This window comes from Bradyrhizobium sp. CB1717 (assembly GCF_029714325.1).
In the GTDB taxonomy this organism is placed as follows: domain Bacteria; phylum Pseudomonadota; class Alphaproteobacteria; order Rhizobiales; family Xanthobacteraceae; genus Bradyrhizobium.
The window spans coordinates 2,287,034-2,304,923 of the sequence record NZ_CP121666.1; the positions used below are offsets into that span (position 1 = coordinate 2,287,034).

Consider the following 17,890-nt stretch of genomic DNA (forward strand, 5'->3'; position numbering starts at 1 on the left):
CGGCGGTGCAGCCCGATTCCTCGGGGACGTGGTTTGCAACGAAGCGTCGTTGCAATCGCGAGAATGTCGTCGGCTGCTTGTCTTTTTCTTCCTGCTATGGGTGGACAGTGATGCCGAGCTTGCGTTTGGGAATCCGGGGGCGTCTGTACTCCGGATTTTCGGTTCTCGTGGTCCTTGGCCTTGTGATGGCCGCGGTCGCGGTCTGGAATCTGTGGGCAGTGCAGGGCCAGATGACGCGTCTGTCGGCCCTCTCGGACAACGCGGCCCGCGTCCAGGAAATCTCGATCCAGCTCCAGGCGCTGCGGCGCGCCAATCTGCGCTACATCTATGACGCCAACGAGCCGGCCTTCAAGGAAGCCGCGGAGCGGGAGGCGGCGACGGCGGAGCTGTTGAAGGCCGCAGCCAAGTCAACGATCTCGGACGAGCGGCTCAAGATTTACAACGGCCTGCTCGGGGATATCGAGAAGATGAAGTCCCTGCGCGAGCGCATGGGCGGTGCCGTCAATGAGACCACCAAGGGCAAAGCCGTTCTGCTCGCCGGAGGCGACGAGCTGACCGCCAACACCGGCAAGCTCGTCGATGCCGCGCGTGAAACCGGCGATACCAGCGTGGGCGCTCCCGTCGCCGATCTTGAATCCAAGATCCTGCTGGTTCGTGTCGCAAACTGGCGCTTCCTCGCCGTCCGGGACGCAAAGGGGCCGGCGACCTTCAGGACCAATGTCGATCGGGCGCAGCAAGCGCTCAAGTCACTGGAGCAGGCCGGTCTGCCGGACGAGGTCAAGGCCGGGTTCGGGCCGATCAAGAGCTCGCTTGCGGCCTACAAGGCGGCCTTCGAGACGACCTCCGCCGCAATTCTGCAGGCCGATGACATCTACCGCAACGATATCGCGCCCCTGATCAGCGACAGCGTCGACAGGCTCAAGGTGGCGGAGACCGGATTGAAGGCCGACTACCAGAAGTCGCGCGCGGCCGCTGATGGCGTCATTGCCAACACGACCTGGATTCAGGAGGTCGCCGGCGGTCTTGCCGTTCTGTTCGGCGGCCTCGTCGCCTTCCTGATCGCCCGCAGCATCGTCGGTCCATTGACCTCGATGACCCGGGCGATGGGGCTGCTGGCCGGCGGCGATCTCAAGGTCGAGATCCCCGGTCGTGGCAATCGCGACGAGATCGGTGACATGGCCAAGGCGATCGAGGTGTTCAAGGACAACATGGTCGAGACGGAGCGTCTGCGCCACGAGCAGGTCGAGATCGAGGCCCGGCAGGCCGAGAGCCGCAAGGCTGACATGAGAAACCTGGCCAACCAGTTCGAACGCGCGGTCGGCGAGATCGTGAACACCGTGTCGTCGGCTTCGAACGAGCTCGAAGCCTCCGCCGGCACGCTGACCACAACTGCAGCGCACGCCCAGGATCTATCGACGGAGGTCGCCAGCGCCTCGCAGGAAGCTTCGGCGAATGTGCAGGCCGTCGCCTCCGCGACCGAAGAGCTCTCGTCCTCGGTCTCCGAGATCGCCCGCCAGGTGCAGGAATCCGCCCGCATTGCCAGCGAAGCCGTCGGTCAGGCGAGCCGGACCAACGAGCGTGTCGGCGAGCTGTCCAAGGCCGCCGCGCGCATCGGCGACGTGGTCGAGCTGATCAACACGATCGCCGGCCAGACCAATCTCCTCGCGCTGAACGCGACCATCGAAGCTGCGCGCGCCGGCGAAGCCGGCCGCGGCTTCGCGGTGGTTGCCTCCGAGGTCAAGGCGCTCGCCGAGCAGACCGCAAAGGCGACCGGCGAGATCGGTCAGCAGATTTCCAGCATCCAGGCCGCCACCGAGCAATCGGTTGGCTCCATCAGGGAAATCAGCGGCACCATCGAGCGGCTGTCGGAGATCTCGTCGACGGTCGCCGCCGCCGTGGAGCAGCAGGGCGCGGCGACGCAGGAGATCTCCCGCAACGTCCAGCAGGCCGCGCACGGCACCCAGCGCGTCTCGACCAATATCGGCGACGTGCAGCGCGGGGCGTCCGAAACGGGATCGGCGTCCTCGCAGGTGCTGTCGGCGGCGCGCTCGCTGTCGGCGGACAGCAACCGGTTGAAGCAGGAAGTCGCGAACTTCCTGAGCTCGGTCCACGCCGCATAAAAGCAAAAGGCCACGCACATGCGCGTGGCCTTCAAATCGCGGCGAGGTGTGATCAGGCGACTTTGGTCGTCATGTGCTTGAACATGTTGGCGCGCGCCTCGTCGTCCATCTCGGCCTTGAAGGTGAACTTGTCCTTCAACGCGATCGCGCGTACGGCCGCTGGCCGCGCCGAGATCTCGTCCACCAGCCGCTTCACGTTCGGGTAGCGCGCAAAGGCGTCGTCGCCGAGCTTGAACGGTACCATCCGCGCCCAGCCCCACAGCGCCATGTCGACGATCGAATAGCTGTCGCCGACCATGTAGCTGCGGCCTTTGAGGTGATCGTCGAGAATCTTGTAGTGGCGATCGGTCTCGTACTGGTAGCGGTTATGGGCGTAGTCGTGGTTCTGGTCCTTCGGCGCGAAATGCTTGAAGTGCACGGCCTGGCCCGAATACGGCCCGACGCCGGTGGCGATGAACATCAGCCATGACAGCGTCTCGCCGCGCACGCTGGCGGCGGGCAGGAACTTGCCGGTCTTCTCGGCGAGATAGAGTAGGATGGCGTTCGAGTCGAACACGATGGTGCCGCCATCGTCGATCGCCGGCACCTTGCCGTTCGGATTGATCTTGAGGAATTCCGACGTGAACTGCTCGCCCTTGCGGGTGTCGATCTTCACCGGCTCGAAAGGCAGGCCGGACTCTTCGAGATAAATCGCCACCTTGGTCGGGTTCGGCGAGCCGTTGAAATAGAACTTGAGCATCATCATCTCCCCAGTGTTCGTTGGCCGAGAACGAGCGCGGCGTCACTGCCGCTGCTGCCCTTCTCTTGCCTGAACCGCGTCGGAGAGAGCAACCGGCGAGTTTGCCGGGCGGTATCTGCGCGCCACGCAGATCAGCCGGCGTAACAAAGGCCGATCGCCGCCGTAACGATCATCGCCGCGCCGACCGCCTCCAGCCGCAGCCCGAGCCGCGCGGCGAGATGCATGTCGGAGGCGCGCGCGGCGCGCTCCGATCCCCGCGCATAGCCGTGGACGATGACGTCGTGATTGAAATTGTCGTGCGCTTCGTTGCTGCTGGCGAGCCCGACGCAGACCACGAGCACGCCGAACAGCGCGAGGCCGAAAAACCCGAGCAGGGCGATCAGGAACATCGGGAACATGCCGAGCAGGAAGATCGGCAGCAGCGGCACCAGCAGCAATGTCTCGGACTGTCGTCGCATGGGGCCCAACCGGTCAGGACGGGGCTGATCGCGCGAATCTAGTCCTGGCGGGGGCGGCATTCAAGACGCCGTAGGGTGGGCAAAGCGAAGCGCGCCCACCAAATCTGTATCCCCGGGAGAGATCGTGGGCACGGCGCAAGAGCGCCTCTGCCCACCCTACGAGAGCAACGAAAGCGGAGGAGAACTACTCCGCCGCCATGCCCGCGCGGATCTCGGCGCGGAGCTCGTCGATCAGCTTGAGACCCTTCTTGGTCTCGACATGCCAGAAGGTCCAGCCGTTGCAGGCCTGCGCGCCTTGCGCAACGGCACCGATGCGGTGGATCGAGCCGACCTTGTCGCCCAGCATGATGGCGCCGTCGGCACGGACCAGCGCGCCGAGCTTCTTCTTGGCGTCGAACAGCTTCGTGCCCGGCATGATCATGCCGCGCTCGATCAGCTCCGAGAACGCGACGCGCGGGGCTTCGCGTGCGGTCATGAACGGCGCGAGACTTTCTTCCGGCAGCGGCTCGACCGCCGCGATGCGGGCTTCGGCCGCTTTGGCATAGGTCTTGTCGCGCTCGAAGCCGATATAGGAGCGGCCGAGGCGCTTGGCGACGGCGCCGGTGGTGCCGGTGCCGTTGAAGGGGTCGATCACGAGGTCGCCGGGCTTGGACGAGGACAGCAGCACACGCGCGAGCAGTCCTTCCGGCTTCTGCGTCGGATGCACTTTCTTGCCGTCGGCGCCCTTGAGCCGCTCCTCGCCGGTGCAGAGCGGGATCAGCCAGTCGGAACGCGCCTGCACGTCCTCGTTGGCCGCCTTCAGCGCCTCGTAGTTGAACGTATAGCCCTTGGCCTTCTCGTCGCGCGCGGCCCAGATCATCGTTTCGTGCGCGTTGGTGAAGCGGCGGCCGCGGAAATTCGGCATCGGGTTGGTCTTGCGCCAGACGATGTCGTTCAGGAGCCAGAAGCCGAGGTCCTGCATGATCGCGCCGACGCGGAAGATGTTGTGATAGGAGCCGATCACCCAGATCGTCGCCGACGGCTTCATCGCGCGGCGCGCGGCAAGCAGCCAGGCGCGGGTGAAATCGTCGTAGGCGGAGAATGAATCGAACTTGTCCCAGTCGTCGTTGACGGCATCGACATGGGATTCGTCGGGGCGCTTGAGATCGCCCTTGAGCTGAAGATTGTAGGGCGGATCTGCGAACACCAGATCGACGCTGCCTGCCTGAAGCTTCGACATCTCGGCGACGCAATCGCCGAGGATGATACGATGCGACGGAGACTCGAAGTTTGTGCGGGGCGCCCTTGCAGACGCCCCGCGACGCGACTCTACCATGACTCAAGAACTCTGACTCAGGCGACGCTGTCGGCGACGCGGGACCAAACAACCGACTGACCGTTACATTGAAGCGGCAAAGTAAAAATCGACTTAACCCGCTGCTTTTGTGAGCAGGCCGCACGTCGCGCGTCGCGTGCCGTCGTCTGTTTGCATTCGCCGTGTTTTACAGCGTATTTCGCGTTTCTTCGCATTGCGGGAGCGGCCGCGGCGCCGGAAAGACTGCAAATTTCTCTCGGAAAAAATTGCACGTTCCTCGGAAAAAATTGCTGGCAGGCGCATGCTGTCGCACTAGGCAATTTTTGCCGAGCACGATATTGATAAAGGCAACGGAAATTTTACGTGTGTGGCGCGTTGAGCTTTCGCGCTCCTGCGCCCAAATGATGCCAATCGAGGATTTAAGGGAAAGCCCGCCATGCGTTACGATGATTTCCGCCGCAGCGACGACATCGAGGATCGTCGCGACGAGGGTGGCGGTGGATTCGGCGGCGGCGGAGGCGGCGGGTTCGGCCTGCCGATGGGCGGCGGCGGGCTCGGCATCGGCACCATCATCGTGCTCGGCCTGATCGGCTATGCCTTCGGCATCGACCCGCGCATCCTGATCGGCGGCGCCGAGATCCTCACCGGCGGCGGCCAGGCGCCGAGCTACCAGACCGATCGCCAGTCCTCTTCGACCTCGGCCAAGCGCGGCGCGCCGACCGACGAGGTGGGCAGCATGATCGCCGGCATCCTCGGCGAGATCGACGATCGCTGGAGCGAGATCTTCCAGGCCAGCGGCCAGAACTATACCGGTCCGAAGGTCGTGCTGTTCCGCAATGCCACCAATGGCGGCCGCTGCGGCATGGCGCAGTCGGCGATGGGCCCGTTCTATTGCCCGCCGGATCGCACCATCTTCCTCGACACCGCCTTCTTCCGCGAGGTCGAGACCCGCTTCCGCGGCTGCTCCGGCAAGTCGGCGTGCAATTTCACGACCGCCTACATCATCGCGCATGAGGCCGGCCACCACATCCAGAATCTGCTCGGCATCATTCCGCGCGTGACGCGGCTGCAGCAGCAGGCCGGCAGCAAGGCCGAAGCGAATGCGCTCCAGGTCAAGGTGGAGCTGCAGGCGGATTGTCTCTCCGGCGTCTGGGTCAATCGCGAGGCGAAGAAGCGTCCGAACTTCCTGGAAGCAGGCGACATCGACGCCGCGCTGACCACAGCGAGCGCGATCGGCGACGACACGCTGCAGCGCCAGGCCACGGGCCGCGTCGTGCCCGATTCCTTCACCCACGGCTCGGCGGCGCAGCGCAAGCAGTGGTTCATGACCGGCTACCAGCAGGGCACGGTGCAGGCCTGCAACACCTTCGGCGGCGGGGCGTTGTAGGCACGAGTTTGTGCGCCGGACGCAGCGCAGCGCGAACTATGATGCGCAATTGCGCATCTGGGAATCCGGGAGTAGTGGCGTCATCCTGAGGTGCTCGCCTCTTCGGCGAGCCTCGAAGGATGACGGAGCCCGCGGCCCATCCTTCGAGGCGCGCTTGCGCGCGCACCTCAGGATGACGGCGGTGGTTGGGAAGCAGGAGTGAAGTCGTGGCCTCGATCGACGAATCCAAACAGTTCATCCCGCTCAACATCGCGGTGCTCACCGTCTCCGACACCCGCGCGCTTGCGGATGATAAGTCTGGCCAGACGCTGGCCGATCGCCTCACTGCCGCCGGCCATCATCTCGCCGCGCGCGAGATTGTCACCGACGATGTCGATGCGATCCGCGCGGTGATCCGCGGCTGGATTGCCGATAGCGGCGTCGACGTCGTCATCACCACGGGCGGCACCGGCTTCACCGGACGCGACGTCACGCCGGAGGCGATCGAGCCGCTGTTCGAGAAGCGCATGGACGGTTTCTCGATCGCGTTCCACATGCTGAGCCACGCCAAGATCGGGACCTCGACGATCCAGAGCCGCGCCACCGCAGGCGTTGCGGGCGCGACCTACATCTTCTGCCTGCCGGGTTCGCCCGGCGCCTGTCGCGACGGCTGGGACGGCATCCTGGCCGCCCAGCTCGACTACCGCACGCGCCCGTGCAATTTCGTCGAGATCATGCCGCGCCTGGACGAGCATCTGCGAAGGCCGAAGGCGCAAGGCGCGACGGTGTGAGCACGGATAGCTGTGGGCACGGCGCTGACGCGCCTTTGCCCACCCTACGCTACCAGACTCGCGGAGAGATACGCCTCACCCAAGCGAGGCGTGTCTGACGGCACCGCGCAGCTAGAGATCCCGCTCCCACGTCTCCCCGACCAGGTCGGCACCAAAACTGTGGTGCTTCTCTTCCTTCACCAGCTTGAAACCGGTGCTTTTGTAGATGCCGCGCGCGGCGACCAGGATGCTCTGCGTCCATAGCGTCATCTTGCTATAGCCCCTCTCGCGGGCGCCCTGGATGCATTGCTCGACCAGCGCGCGGCCGACACCGAGTCCGCGTGCTTTCTTCTCCACCTGCAATAGACGGAGCTTGGCGATCTCGTCCGTGGCCTTGACCAGAAAGATCGAGCCGACCGGCTCGCCACCGACTTCTGCGATCCAGCAGTGCTCGCGCGCGGGGTCGTAGTTCCTGATGAACTGCGCACAGATCTCGGCGACCAGCGCCTCGTAGCTGATGTCCCAGTTGTAATCAGCGGCGTAGGCGGCGCCCTGCCGGGAGATGACCCAGCCCATGTCGCCGACGCGATGGCTGCGCAGCACGACGGAAGCGGGCCGGCTTCGCCGTTGCTCCAGCACAGCCTCGATGGTCGCCATGGCCTGCGTGAGCTGCGTTGCATCGCCGGCTGAAAGCTGGGCCAGCATTGCGGCAACCTCGTTTTGCGAGCTCAGGTTCAGCTTGGCGAAGGTCTGGCGGCCCTTGGCGGTCAGGCTGAGCTGGTATTGCCGGCGATCTGCGGGCAGAGGCTTGCGCGTGATCAGCCCCTTTTCGTCAAAGCTCTGGACGATGCGGCTGAGATAGCCGGGGTCGAGACCAAGCTCGATTCCAATTTCCTTTGCCGCAAGGTCGTCGCGATGCGCGAGCTCATAGAGCACTCGGGCCTCGCTGAGCGAAAACGGGGTTTTTCCAAGGTGCTGGTCGAGCACGCCGAGCTTGCGGGTATAGAAGCGGTTGAAGGCGCGGACCGCTGCGATGGGGTCTTCGGTACCGTTGAATGACATGGCTCACCTCGATACTTGCCATTGTCAAATAATTATTTGACTTTGGCAAGTATCAAGGACGCGTCGCAACTGGCCTCAGCCGACCATGACGATCCGGCTGCGCAGCATGGTCCGGGACGAGCGGCCGAGCCGCCGCAGCAGCCGCGCCTCGGAACGGCGGGCCTGGGGCGGATAGCCGCCGATCCGGTCGTAATGATCACGGGCGATCAAAAGGCCCTGATCGCCGAACGGGCCGACCAGCTTGCGCGCCACGGCCCGAAGGAAGTCGTGCAATCCGGTATCGGCGTAAGGTGTACGTGCAAAGCGGAACACCGCCGCCCGGTCCCGGCCGCTGGTCGCGACGGTCTGGATGAACTGGGTGGTCTCCTCGATCCAGCCGGTTTCCAGCACCGCGCCTGCGGGGAGGAACATCAGCCAGGGCGAACGAGCCTGAAGCGCGCCGGCGGCGAGCGCCGCGCCCTGCGAGGACCCCTCGATGCCGACGAAACGGCAGCCTGCGACGTCGGCAACGCGCTCGATGACGCCGTTGCGGGTGCCGTCGACCAGCAGGACTTCCCGGATGATGCCGGCGGCGGCACCGGGCACCAGCGCGGCCAGGGTTGCGACCGCCGTCTGCTCGACGCCTTCGGTCGGAATGATGACGCTCAGCATGATTAAGGCTTCAGTGTCCGCGCTTCGGGAGAAGCGCAACGTTTTGATATTGTCATAAACACGCGGCATTGCCGAGTGCAACTTTTCGACGGGGCTTCGCTGTTCGATGGTAAACTGCCAGAGCCATCGCATCCAAATATGTCTCCTGCGGGGTGGCAATGTTGCCGAATATTTCGGCGCGAATTCGCGGTGACGGTATTATCCCGGAGTTTCGCTGCGATCCTTGCGCAGCATGCAGGCCACCCGCAATCCTGCATGCGGAGGATGCGCGCAGACCGACACAGGGGATTGCGAAGCTTGCAATCCACGGTGCTGACGAGGGCCTTGCATGAACGCCGATCAACTCGCCGTTAGCGCGCCGACAACATCTCCCAGGCCGGACGCCGCGCCGAGCTTGCGGATCCGGGCGCTGATGCTGGGGGACCGCATCAATGCGTCCGGCCTCGAGATCGGGACGCTGGTGTCATCGACGCCGGCCGCCTTCCGCGTTCACGCCGGCCTCGCGGTGATCTTCCGCTACGGCGTCGTGGTGCTGATCGGCCTCTTGCCTTCGGAGGAGAAGGTGCTGATCGACAGCCTGAAGTCGCGCGTGATCGGCGAGTTCAGCCCCTACGAGGAGGAGATCGCGCAGGCGCAGTTGTGCAAGGATGAAAACAGCGAGGCGATCCAGCCGGGTGGGCCGATCTGCCTTTCCAAATTCTCCGACGACCGGCTGCTCCTGGTCGCGGACGCGCTCGCCAAGAGCACGTCGCTGGCCCGCGACGAGCGGCGGGTCGCCGCGGTGTTCGACGTGATCGAGCCGTTCGCACGCGAGCTCGCCGAGTACGGCCGCACGCCGCGCCGCCGCAAGGGCATTTTGCAACTGATCGGTAACGCGCTTCTCGTCCAGCAGCGCGTCGCCGGCCGCGTTGCGGTGGCCGAGAAGCCCGACGTGCTCTGGGAGAAGCCCGAGCTCGACCGGCTCTATGCCCGCCTCGAGGACGAGTACGAGCTGAAGGAGCGTCTCGACACGCTCGAGCGCAAGCTCACCGCCGTGTCGGAGACCGCCAATGCGCTCACCGACATCATCGACACCCAGCGCTCGCTTCGCCTCGAGATCGCGGTCGTGGTGCTGATCGTGATCGAGGTCGTGATCGGGTGCGTCCAGATCCTGTCGGGGACTCATTAGTTCGCCGGCCAGCGAGCCAGATGCGCGTTGCTGTGCCCTCTCCCCCTGTGAGAGGGCAGCACCGCAAGGAGATACAAACTCACTCGGGTGAGGGGTATCTCTCCGCATACTCATTTGCAAATGTGGCGCGGATAGAGACCCCTCATCCGGCGCTTCGGGCCACTTTCTCCCACAAGGGGGGAAGGGAAGAACGCATCTCATCTCGTTCGCAGTAGTACCGCGCAATGGCGCGCGATCATCAGCTCCTCATTCGTCGGCATGACGAACACGTCGACAGTACTATCGCTGCCGTTGATCCGCTCGCGCGCTTCGGCATTCGCCGATGCATCGATGCGCACACCGAGCCACCCAAGCCGCTCGCCGATCGCGCTGCGGATCTCCTTCGCATGCTCGCCGATGCCGCCGGTGAAGACGAGGCAGTCCAGCCCTTCGAGCGCGGTCGCCATCACCGCGATCGCCTGCGCCGCACGAAAGACGAAGAGATCGATCGCCTCGCGCGCCGCTGGCTCGCGGCTCGCGAGCAGCGTGCGCATGTCGGCGGAGAGGCCGGAGACGCCGAGCAGGCCGGATTGGTGATAGAGCAGGTGCTGGACCTCCTCGACCGACATCCCCTCGTGCTGTTGCAGATAGAGCAGCACGCCGGGATCGATGGTGCCGCAGCGCGTGCCCATCACGAGGCCGTCGAGCGGCGTCAGTCCCATCGTGGTGTCGGCGCTGCGGCCATCGCGCAACGCGCAGAGGCTCGCCCCGTTGCCGAGATGTGCGATGACGGTGCGCCTGGCCGCAAGCTCCGGCGCGATCTCGGCGATGCGCCCCGCGACATATTCGAAGGAGAGACCGTGAAAGCCGTAGCGCCTGACGCCGCACGCCTCGAAGCGCCTGGGAATGGCAAAACGACTCGCCGGCGGGGCGAGGCCGTGATGGAAGGCGGTGTCAAAGCAGGCGATCTGCGTCAGCGCGGGCCGGATCGCTCCGATGGTGCGGACCGGCGCGAGGCAGCGCGGCTGGTGCAGCGGAGCCAGTGGTGTCAGCGCCTCCAGCTTCGCGGTGACGTCGTCCGTCAGGACAGCCGGACCCGAATAGTCCGGACCGCCATGAACGATACGGTGACCGACCGCGCGCAAGCTGCCCTTTCCGAACCGGTCGTCGATGAAGGCGAGCACCTCCGCGAACAGATGACCGTCGTCGGTATCCGATGCGTCTCTCCGCGTCTCGAACAGGTCCTCGCCCGCAGGTCTCTTCACGACGAGCCGCGGCTTGTCCTCGTGCTCGTCGAGCTGGCCCTTGCACAGCAGGATGGGGTCGGCCGCCGCAATCTCGAACAGGCCGAACTTGATGCTCGACGATCCCGAATTGAGGACGAGGACCGCCTCCGGCGCCGGCATGACGTCACCCCGCCTTGCTGGGCCAGACCCAGTCGCGGACGTCAGGCATGTCCTCGCCGTGCTCGCGCACATAACGCGAATGCTCGATCAGCTTGTCGCGGAACTGTTGCTTCACCTGCGCGGCCCTGGTCGCCAGCCCCGGCACGCGTTCGATCGCCTCGATGGCGAGGTGATAGCGGTCGAGCTCGTTGAGCACGACCATGTCGAACGGCGTCGTCGTGGTGCCTTCCTCGGCGAAGCCGCGCACATGCAGGCCGGCATGGTTGGTGCGGTTATAAGTCAGCCGGTGGATCAGGTAGGGATAGCCGTGATAGGCGAAGATGACGGGCTTGTCGCGCGTGAACAGGCTGTCGAAGTCGCGGTCGGACAGGCCGTGCGGATGCTGCCCCCTGGGCTGCAGCGTCATGAGGTCGACGACGTTGACGACGCGGATCTTCAGTTCCGGCAGTGCCCTGCGCAGGAGATCGACGGCGGCGAGCGTCTCAAGCGTCGGCACGTCGCCGGCGCAGGCCATCACCACGTCGGGCTCGGTGTTCGTGTCCTCGTTGCCGGCCCAGGTCCAGATGCCGATGCCTGCATCGCAATGCGTCGCGGCCTCCTGCATCGACAGCCATTGCGGCGCCGGCTGCTTGCCGGCGACGATGACGTTGATGCGGTTGTAGGTGCGCAGGCAATGGTCGGCGATCCATAGCAGCGTGTTGGCATCCGGCGGAAAATAGATGCGGACGATGTCGGCCTTCTTGTTGGCGACGAGATCGACGAAGCCGGGATCCTGATGGCTGAAGCCGTTGTGGTCCTGGCGCCAGACATGCGAGGTCAAGAGGTAGTTCAGCGAGGCGATCGGCCGCCGCCACGGCAGATGACGCGTCACCTTCAGCCATTTGGCGTGCTGGTTGAACATGGAATCCACGATGTGGATGAAGGCCTCGTAGCAGGAGAAGAAGCCATGGCGTCCGGTCAGCAGGTAGCCCTCGAGCCAGCCCTGGCAGAGATGCTCGCTCAACACCTCCATCACGCGGCCGTCCTGGGCGAGATGCACGTCGTACGGTTCGGTCGGCTCCATCCAGACACGCTCGGTCGCGTCGAACACGGCATCCAGCCGGTTTGACGCGGTCTCGTCGGGACCCATGATGCGGAAGTTACGCTCTTGCGCGTTCAGGCGAATGACGTCGCGCAGGAATTTGCCGAGCTCGCGCGTCGCTTCTCCAACGACGCCGCCAGGCTGCGGCACGTCCACGGCAAAGCTGCGGAAGTCGGGCAGATTCAGCTCCTTCTTGAGGAGACCACCATTGGCGTGCGGATTGGCGCCCATGCGGCGGCTGCCTTCAGGGGCGAGCGCCTGCAGTTCGGGGGCGAGCGCGCCGCTCGCGTCGAACAGTTTGTCCGGCTCGTAGCTGCGCATCCAGTCTTCAAGGATCTTCAGATGCGCCGGATTCTCGCGGCAGCCCGCAACGGGTACCTGATGCGCGCGCCAGAAATCTTCGACCTTCTTGCCGTCGACCTCCTTCGGACCCGTCCATCCCTTCGGGCTGCGCAGCACGATCATCGGCCAGCGCGGCCGCTCGACCGTCTTGCGTCCGTCGCGAGCGTGTTGCTGGATCGAGCGGATGCTGGCGAATGCGACGTCGAGCGCATCCGCCATGGCCTGGTGCATCAATTTGGGATCGCCACCCTCGACGAACAGCGGCTCGTGGCCGAGGCCGCGGAACAGATCGCGGATCTCGCTGTCGGGCATCCGTCCGAGCACGGTCGGGCCCGCGATCTTGTAGCCGTTGAGATGCAGGATCGGCAGCACCGCGCCGTCATGGGCCGGGCTCAGGAACTTGTTGGAGTGCCAGGACGCCGCGAGCGGACCGGTTTCGGCTTCACCGTCCCCGACGACGCAGGCCACGACCAAATCAGGATTGTCGAACGCCGCGCCATAGGCGTGCACCAGCGCATAGCCGAGCTCGCCGCCCTCGTGGATCGAGCCGGGGGTCTCAGGCGCCGCGTGGCTCGGAATGCCGCCGGGGAAGGAGAACTGCCTGAACAGCTTGCGCAATCCGTCCGCATTGCGCGCGATGTCAGGATAGATCTCGCTGTAGCTGCCTTCGAGATAGGTGTTGGCGACCATGCCCGGACCGCCATGGCCGGGGCCGCAGACATAGAGAACGTTGAGATCGAGCGCGCGGATGACGCGGTTGAGATGGGCATAGATGAAGTTCAAGCCGGGTGTCGTGCCCCAATGGCCGAGCAGACGCGGCTTGATGTGCTCGGGCCGCAGGGGCTCGCGCAGCAGCGGGTTTTCGAGCAGGTAGATTTGCCCGACCGAGAGGTAGTTGGCAGCGCGCCAATAGCGATCGAGGAGATCGAGGTCGCCGCTCGCGGCGGCCGTTTTTTGTTGGATTGTCATGTTCCTGCCGACCTTCACAGAGCGATCGTCACCAACCCGGTTCCGGCGTGATCGATCCGTCGCTCATGAAACGGGATGGCCGCGACGCCGGTGTTGCGTGAGGTCAAAGGCGGGCGCGCGAATTTTGGGCAGCTCTACTGTGCATGGGGTTGTTTTCGGGTTTTTTGTTTATGTTCTTGATTTGTTCCTTTGGCGTGCTATCTTGGTTTCATGAGTCCAGCATCTTCTTCTGCTCTCAAGCACCCGCCGGTCACGGCGCCCTCCGAGCCGGCGGGTGCGCCTTCCGACTTTCCTGAACTGGCGGTCGCCATCGACCGCCAGCGCAGGCGAGGTCGGGGTGCCCAGTCCAACGCCAGCGGCCGCTATGAGGCCGAGGCGCGCGTCGCCTTCGACGACGGCTGGCAGAGCCTTGAGGATTTGCCGCCGTTCAAGACGACGGTGGCGGTGGACGCCTCACGCAAGGTGATCACCCGCAACGACTCCCCCGATATCGGCTTCGACCGCTCCATCAATCCCTATCGCGGCTGCGAGCATGGCTGTGTCTATTGCTTCGCGCGGCCGACCCATGCCTATCTCGGCCTGTCGCCGGGGCTCGACTTCGAGTCGAAACTGTTCGTGAAGCCCGAGGCGCCGGCGCTGCTGGAGAAGGAGCTCGCCGCCCCCGGCTACGAGCCGCGGATGATTGCGATCGGCACCAACACCGATCCCTATCAGCCGATCGAGCGCGAGCGCAAAATCATGCGCGGCATTCTGGAGGTGCTGGAGCGCACCGGGCATCCCGTCGGCATCGTCACCAAATCGGCGCTGGTCGTGCGCGACATCGACATTCTCCAGCGCATGGCCAAGCGCAACCTCGCCAAGGTCGCGATATCGGTGACCTCGCTCGATCCCAAGCTGGCGAGGACCATGGAGCCGCGCGCCTCGACGCCGCCGAAGCGGCTGGAGGCGCTGAAGCAGCTCTCGGAGGCCGGCATTCCCACCACCGTGATGGTCGCGCCTGTCATTCCCGCGCTGAACGATTCCGAGATCGAGCGCATCCTCGATGCCGCCGCTCATGCCGGCGTCAAGGAAGCCTCCTACGTGCTGCTGCGGTTGCCGCTGGAGGTGCGCGATCTCTTCCGCGAATGGCTGATGGCGAACTACCCGGACCGCTATCGCCACGTCTTCACACTGATCCGCGACATGCGCGGCGGCCGCGACTACGACGCGAAATGGGGCGAGCGGATGAAGGGCACCGGACCGATGGCCTGGACCATCGGCCGCCGCTTCGAGATCGCCTGCGACAGGCTCGCTCTCAACAAGCGCCGCTCCAAGCTGACCACGGATCACTTTGCGCGGCCGAAGCGGAACGGCGAGCAGCTCAGCCTGTTCTGACCGGGCAAGTTCTGATCGGGAAAGTGGAAGAGGCGTCCCATGAGCAAGGAAGTTCCGGCTCCGATCCCGCGACTCACCGTCATCACGCTCGGCGTCAGCGACATCCGCGCCAGTATCGCCTTCTACGACGCGCTCGGCTTTTCGCGCCGGCTGAGGGCGACCGGCGAGGCGGTCGCGTTCTACGACACCGGCGGTCCGGTGCTCGCGCTGTTTCGCTGGGACCTGCTCGCAGCGGACGCATCCCTGCCAGATGAGCCGAGACCAACGACCTTCCGCGGCACCACGCTCGCCTGGAACTGTCGCACGCGCGAGGAGGTCGATGCAGTCCTGTCTTTCGCCGTCAGCAAGGGCGCAAGGCTGCTGAGGCCTGCGTGCGAGACCGATTATGGCGGCTATCGCGGCTATTTCGCCGATCCCGATGGCCACGTCTGGGAGGCCGTGGTGGCGCCCGGCATCGAGGTCGGTGAGGACCGGCGGGTGCATCTGGCGGAGTAGGGCGGCCGACCTGAATAACGGGAATTATCCGGGGTTCCCGGTTGCGCCGGCGGGGCCGCTTGCGCACGATCCCGGCCATGATTCGAGACAAGTCCGCCAGGAAGCCGGCCAAGGGCGCGCCGAAAGAGGGTGCTGCGAAGCAGGCAGCGCCTGCCAAGGCCGCCAAGCTTACCGACGTCAAGGCTCCCGCCGGCAAGAAAGGCATCATCGCGATTGCGCCGCCAAGCTTTCGCCGCGAGCGCGCGCTGATCAAGCGTGGCGTCTGGCCGATCGCGGGCTGCGACGAGGCCGGTCGCGGGCCGCTGGCGGGACCCGTGGTGGCGGCCGCGGTGATTCTCGACCCCGACCGCATTCCGCGCGGCATCGATGATTCCAAGCGCCTGACCGCCGAGGAGCGCGAAAGACTGTTCGACAAGATCTGCGCCACTGCGCAGGTCTCGGTGGTCGTCGCCTCACGCGCCCGGATCGACCGCGACAACATCCTGCGCGCCTCGCTGTGGGCGCTGAAGCGCGCCGTGGTGGCGCTGCCCGAGGCGCCCCGCCATGTCTTCGTCGACGGCCGCGACCGCCTCGACACGACTTGCGACTGCGAGGCCGTGATCGGCGGCGACGGTATCGTGCTGTCGATCGCGGCGGCCTCGATCATCGCCAAGGTGACGCGCGACCGGCTGATGTGCGCGCTGGCGCAGGACTGCCCCGGCTACGGTTTCGAGCAGCACAAGGGCTACGCCGTCCCCGAGCACCTCGACGCCCTCGACCGGCTCGGCCCCACCGTCCATCACCGCAGCTTCTTCGCCCCCGTCGCCGCCGCCCGCGCCAAGCACATGCCCTGGACCGTCGAGCCGGTGCAGGACCTGTTCTCGGTCACCGAAGTGGAGGTGCAGGTGGAAGCGGGCGTCGAAATCAACGCTCGAGCGGGCCTCTAGCGTAGACGGTCGTTGCCACGACGCGCAGCGCCCTTTATCAAAACAGATGCGAGCGAATAAGGCCGGCTGGACGGGTTGGCTGCATCTTTCGGACGTTGCATGCGGTTTACCTCCCTGGTCATCGAGCTCATTCGCGCCCGGCCGCGGCTGATCGTGTGGATCGCCGTGCTGCTGCAGGCCGCGATGTGGCTGTTCGTGGCCTTGGTGTTTTACCGCAGCCCGCCTGGCTCCCTGGCGACGCTGCTGGCGTTCGGCAGGGAATACCAGGTCGGTACCGATCTCGGCCCGCCCTTGCCGGTCTGGCTCGCCGACATCGCCTACCGCCTCGCCGGCGGCCACATGTTCGGCGTCTATGTGCTCGCCCAGCTCTGCGAGATCGCGACCTTCATCGCGCTCTATCATCTCGCCCGCGCCGTGGTCGGCTCGCAGCAGGCGGTGCTCGCCGTGCTCCTGACCATGACGGTGCTGGCCTTCTCCTCGCCCACGCTCGATTTCGGCCCGCTGGTGCTGGCGCGCCCGCTCTGGGCGCTGCTGCTGCTCCATTCCTGGCAAATCATCGGCCAGCGCCGCGGCAATGCCTGGTTCGCCTGGTCGATCGAGGCGGGCCTGCTGCTGCTGACAACGCCTGCTGCGGTGTTTCTGTTGCTCCTGCTCGTCGTCTTCGCGGTCTCGACCGCGGGCGGCCGCCGGACGCTGCGCGCGCTCGATCCGCTGTTCGCCGTTATCGTCGTCGCCGTGCTGGCGCTGCCCTATGCGGTCTGGCTGATGCGGGCCGAGACGCTGGTGCTGCCGGCCCTGCCGCAGCTTGCCGAGCTGAGCACCCGCGCGATCCACGCGGCCTGGCTACTCGGCGGGCTCGTGCTCGGGGCGGCCGCAATCCCGGCGCTGACCTTCCTCAACACCCGCCTGTTCGTCGCCAAGGGCGAGGAGGCGCCGATCATCTACCGGCCGCCGGTCGAGCCGCTCGCGCGCAACTTCGTCTATTTCTTCGCGCTGGCGCCGGCGCTCGGCGCGGTGCTGATCTCAGGCCTCCTCGGCCTCGATTCCGTCGTCGGCGGCGCCGGTGTCGTGCTGGTCATGTCGGGGCTTGCCGTGGTGGTCGCGGCCGGCGACCTCATCGCGATGCGCCGTGCGCGCATGCTGCGCATGGTCTGGGCTGCCGCCGTCGTCGCACCCGCCGCCGGCGTGGTGCTCGCCGTGTTGTTTCTGCCCTGGACTGGCGCCAATGAGATTACGACCTCGATGCCGGCGCGGGCGATCTCGGATTTCTTCGACGAGAGCTTTGCCCGCCGCACCAACCATCGCCTGCGTGCGGTTGCCGGCGAGCCCCAGCTCGCCAGCCTGATCACGCTGCATTCCGGCCGGCCGCATCTCTTCATCGATGCGGACCCAGCGCGTACGCCGTGGATGAATCAGGCCAAGTTCGCCGAGACCGGCGGTGTCGTGGTCTGGCGCGCCGCCGATACCGCCGGCACCCCGCCGCCCGAAATTCTCAAGCGGTTCCCCGGCATCGTGCCGGAAGTGCCGCGTGCCTTCGAATGGCTCGTGACCGGCCGGCAGCAACTGCTGCGTATCGGCTGGGCCATCGTGCGGCCGAAGGGGACGTGAGGCTCTCGCTCCGCCGTCATTGCGAGGAGCCCTTGCGACGAAGCAATCCAGAGTCCCTGTCCGGAAAGATTCTGGATTGCTT

Annotated in this window: 15 protein-coding genes; 8 read left to right on the forward strand and 7 right to left on the reverse strand. The window is 65.6% G+C overall.

What is annotated here, in order from left to right:
• Positions 1-110: 110 nt before the first annotated feature.
• Positions 111-2,120 carry a methyl-accepting chemotaxis protein gene (locus tag QA649_RS10855; RefSeq protein WP_283024165.1) on the forward strand — a complete coding sequence of 670 codons (2,010 nt, stop codon included), beginning with the start codon at positions 111-113 and terminating at the stop codon, positions 2,118-2,120.
• A 52-nt stretch (positions 2,121-2,172) separates the two neighbouring features.
• Here the strand turns inward: QA649_RS10855 and QA649_RS10860 are convergent, their stop codons facing one another.
• The 3 genes from QA649_RS10860 to QA649_RS10870 form a co-directional block, all read right to left on the reverse strand.
• Positions 2,173-2,859, reverse strand: coding sequence for a glutathione S-transferase N-terminal domain-containing protein (locus QA649_RS10860; protein WP_283024166.1), 687 nt, complete (start codon positions 2,857-2,859; stop codon positions 2,173-2,175).
• A gap of 131 nt (positions 2,860-2,990) precedes the next feature.
• Positions 2,991-3,317 carry a hypothetical protein gene (locus QA649_RS10865; RefSeq protein ID WP_283024167.1) on the reverse strand — a complete coding sequence of 109 codons (327 nt, stop codon included), beginning with the start codon at positions 3,315-3,317 and terminating at the stop codon, positions 2,991-2,993.
• A gap of 184 nt (positions 3,318-3,501) precedes the next feature.
• Positions 3,502-4,632 carry a site-specific DNA-methyltransferase gene (locus QA649_RS10870; RefSeq protein ID WP_018648812.1) on the reverse strand — a complete coding sequence of 377 codons (1,131 nt, stop codon included), beginning with the start codon at positions 4,630-4,632 and terminating at the stop codon, positions 3,502-3,504.
• A 415-nt stretch (positions 4,633-5,047) separates the two neighbouring features.
• Between QA649_RS10870 and QA649_RS10875 the strand changes: the two genes are divergently transcribed.
• Together QA649_RS10875 and moaB are read left to right on the forward strand one after the other, a co-directional pair.
• A complete protein-coding gene (locus QA649_RS10875) occupies positions 5,048-5,998 on the forward strand; it encodes a neutral zinc metallopeptidase (protein ID WP_283024168.1) in 951 nt (316 codons plus the stop codon).
• Positions 5,999-6,204: 206 nt separating this feature from the next.
• Positions 6,205-6,768: a molybdenum cofactor biosynthesis protein B gene (gene moaB, locus QA649_RS10880; protein ID WP_283024169.1), complete on the forward strand. Its 564-nt coding sequence runs from the start codon at positions 6,205-6,207 to the stop codon at positions 6,766-6,768.
• Between the two features lie 111 nt (positions 6,769-6,879).
• Here the strand turns inward: moaB and QA649_RS10885 are convergent, their stop codons facing one another.
• Together QA649_RS10885 and QA649_RS10890 are read right to left on the reverse strand one after the other, a co-directional pair.
• Entirely contained in the window at positions 6,880-7,809 is a 930-nt protein-coding gene (locus tag QA649_RS10885; RefSeq protein WP_283024170.1) for a helix-turn-helix domain-containing GNAT family N-acetyltransferase, read from the reverse strand.
• A gap of 75 nt (positions 7,810-7,884) precedes the next feature.
• A complete protein-coding gene (locus QA649_RS10890; protein ID WP_283024171.1) occupies positions 7,885-8,460 on the reverse strand; it encodes a glycosyl transferase in 576 nt (191 codons plus the stop codon).
• Between the two features lie 328 nt (positions 8,461-8,788).
• Between QA649_RS10890 and QA649_RS10895 the strand changes: the two genes are divergently transcribed.
• A complete protein-coding gene (locus tag QA649_RS10895) occupies positions 8,789-9,628 on the forward strand; it encodes an RMD1 family protein (protein ID WP_260385551.1) in 840 nt (279 codons plus the stop codon).
• A 197-nt stretch (positions 9,629-9,825) separates the two neighbouring features.
• On the opposite strand, the gene QA649_RS10900 is transcribed toward QA649_RS10895, so the two are convergent.
• Positions 9,826-11,013, reverse strand: coding sequence for an acetate/propionate family kinase (locus QA649_RS10900; protein WP_283024172.1), 1,188 nt, complete (start codon positions 11,011-11,013; stop codon positions 9,826-9,828).
• 4 nt (positions 11,014-11,017) lie between these two features.
• Positions 11,018-13,405, reverse strand: a complete 2,388-nt coding sequence (locus QA649_RS10905) for a phosphoketolase family protein (RefSeq protein ID WP_283024173.1) — start codon at positions 13,403-13,405, stop codon at positions 11,018-11,020.
• A 210-nt stretch (positions 13,406-13,615) separates the two neighbouring features.
• On the opposite strand from QA649_RS10905, the gene QA649_RS10910 reads away from it, so the two are divergent.
• The 4 genes from QA649_RS10910 (at position 13,616) to QA649_RS10925 (ending at position 17,808) form a co-directional block, all read left to right on the forward strand.
• A complete protein-coding gene (locus tag QA649_RS10910) occupies positions 13,616-14,779 on the forward strand; it encodes a PA0069 family radical SAM protein (protein ID WP_283024174.1) in 1,164 nt (387 codons plus the stop codon).
• A gap of 39 nt (positions 14,780-14,818) precedes the next feature.
• Complete coding sequence (locus QA649_RS10915) at positions 14,819-15,274, forward strand: VOC family protein (protein WP_283024175.1); 456 nt, start codon at positions 14,819-14,821, stop codon at positions 15,272-15,274.
• 77 nt (positions 15,275-15,351) lie between these two features.
• Positions 15,352-16,200, forward strand: a complete 849-nt coding sequence (locus QA649_RS10920; RefSeq protein ID WP_283024176.1) for a ribonuclease HII — start codon at positions 15,352-15,354, stop codon at positions 16,198-16,200.
• Positions 16,201-16,299: 99 nt separating this feature from the next.
• On the forward strand, positions 16,300-17,808 hold the full coding sequence (locus QA649_RS10925) for a glycosyltransferase family 39 protein (RefSeq protein ID WP_283024177.1): 1,509 nt from the start codon (positions 16,300-16,302) through the stop codon (positions 17,806-17,808).
• Positions 17,809-17,890: the final 82 nt, after the last annotated feature.

Bases quoted from the DNA above. Each gene is read 5' to 3' on its own strand.
- QA649_RS10855 (WP_283024165.1), top strand. From the start codon at position 111: ATGCCGAGCTTGCGTTTGGGAATCCGGGGGCGTCTGTACTCCGGATTT.
- QA649_RS10860 (WP_283024166.1), bottom strand. From the start codon at position 2,859: ATGCTCAAGTTCTATTTCAACGGCTCGCCGAACCCGACCAAGGTGGCG.
- QA649_RS10865 (WP_283024167.1), bottom strand. From the start codon at position 3,317: ATGCGACGACAGTCCGAGACATTGCTGCTGGTGCCGCTGCTGCCGATC.
- QA649_RS10870 (WP_018648812.1), bottom strand. From the start codon at position 4,632: ATGGTAGAGTCGCGTCGCGGGGCGTCTGCAAGGGCGCCCCGCACAAAC.
- QA649_RS10875 (WP_283024168.1), top strand. From the start codon at position 5,048: ATGCGTTACGATGATTTCCGCCGCAGCGACGACATCGAGGATCGTCGC.
- QA649_RS10885 (WP_283024170.1), bottom strand. From the start codon at position 7,809: ATGTCATTCAACGGTACCGAAGACCCCATCGCAGCGGTCCGCGCCTTC.
- QA649_RS10890 (WP_283024171.1), bottom strand. From the start codon at position 8,460: ATGCTGAGCGTCATCATTCCGACCGAAGGCGTCGAGCAGACGGCGGTC.
- QA649_RS10895 (WP_260385551.1), top strand. From the start codon at position 8,789: ATGAACGCCGATCAACTCGCCGTTAGCGCGCCGACAACATCTCCCAGG.
- QA649_RS10900 (WP_283024172.1), bottom strand. From the start codon at position 11,013: ATGCCGGCGCCGGAGGCGGTCCTCGTCCTCAATTCGGGATCGTCGAGC.
- QA649_RS10905 (WP_283024173.1), bottom strand. From the start codon at position 13,405: ATGACAATCCAACAAAAAACGGCCGCCGCGAGCGGCGACCTCGATCTC.
- QA649_RS10910 (WP_283024174.1), top strand. From the start codon at position 13,616: ATGAGTCCAGCATCTTCTTCTGCTCTCAAGCACCCGCCGGTCACGGCG.
- QA649_RS10915 (WP_283024175.1), top strand. From the start codon at position 14,819: ATGAGCAAGGAAGTTCCGGCTCCGATCCCGCGACTCACCGTCATCACG.
- QA649_RS10920 (WP_283024176.1), top strand. From the start codon at position 15,352: ATGATTCGAGACAAGTCCGCCAGGAAGCCGGCCAAGGGCGCGCCGAAA.
- QA649_RS10925 (WP_283024177.1), top strand. From the start codon at position 16,300: ATGCGGTTTACCTCCCTGGTCATCGAGCTCATTCGCGCCCGGCCGCGG.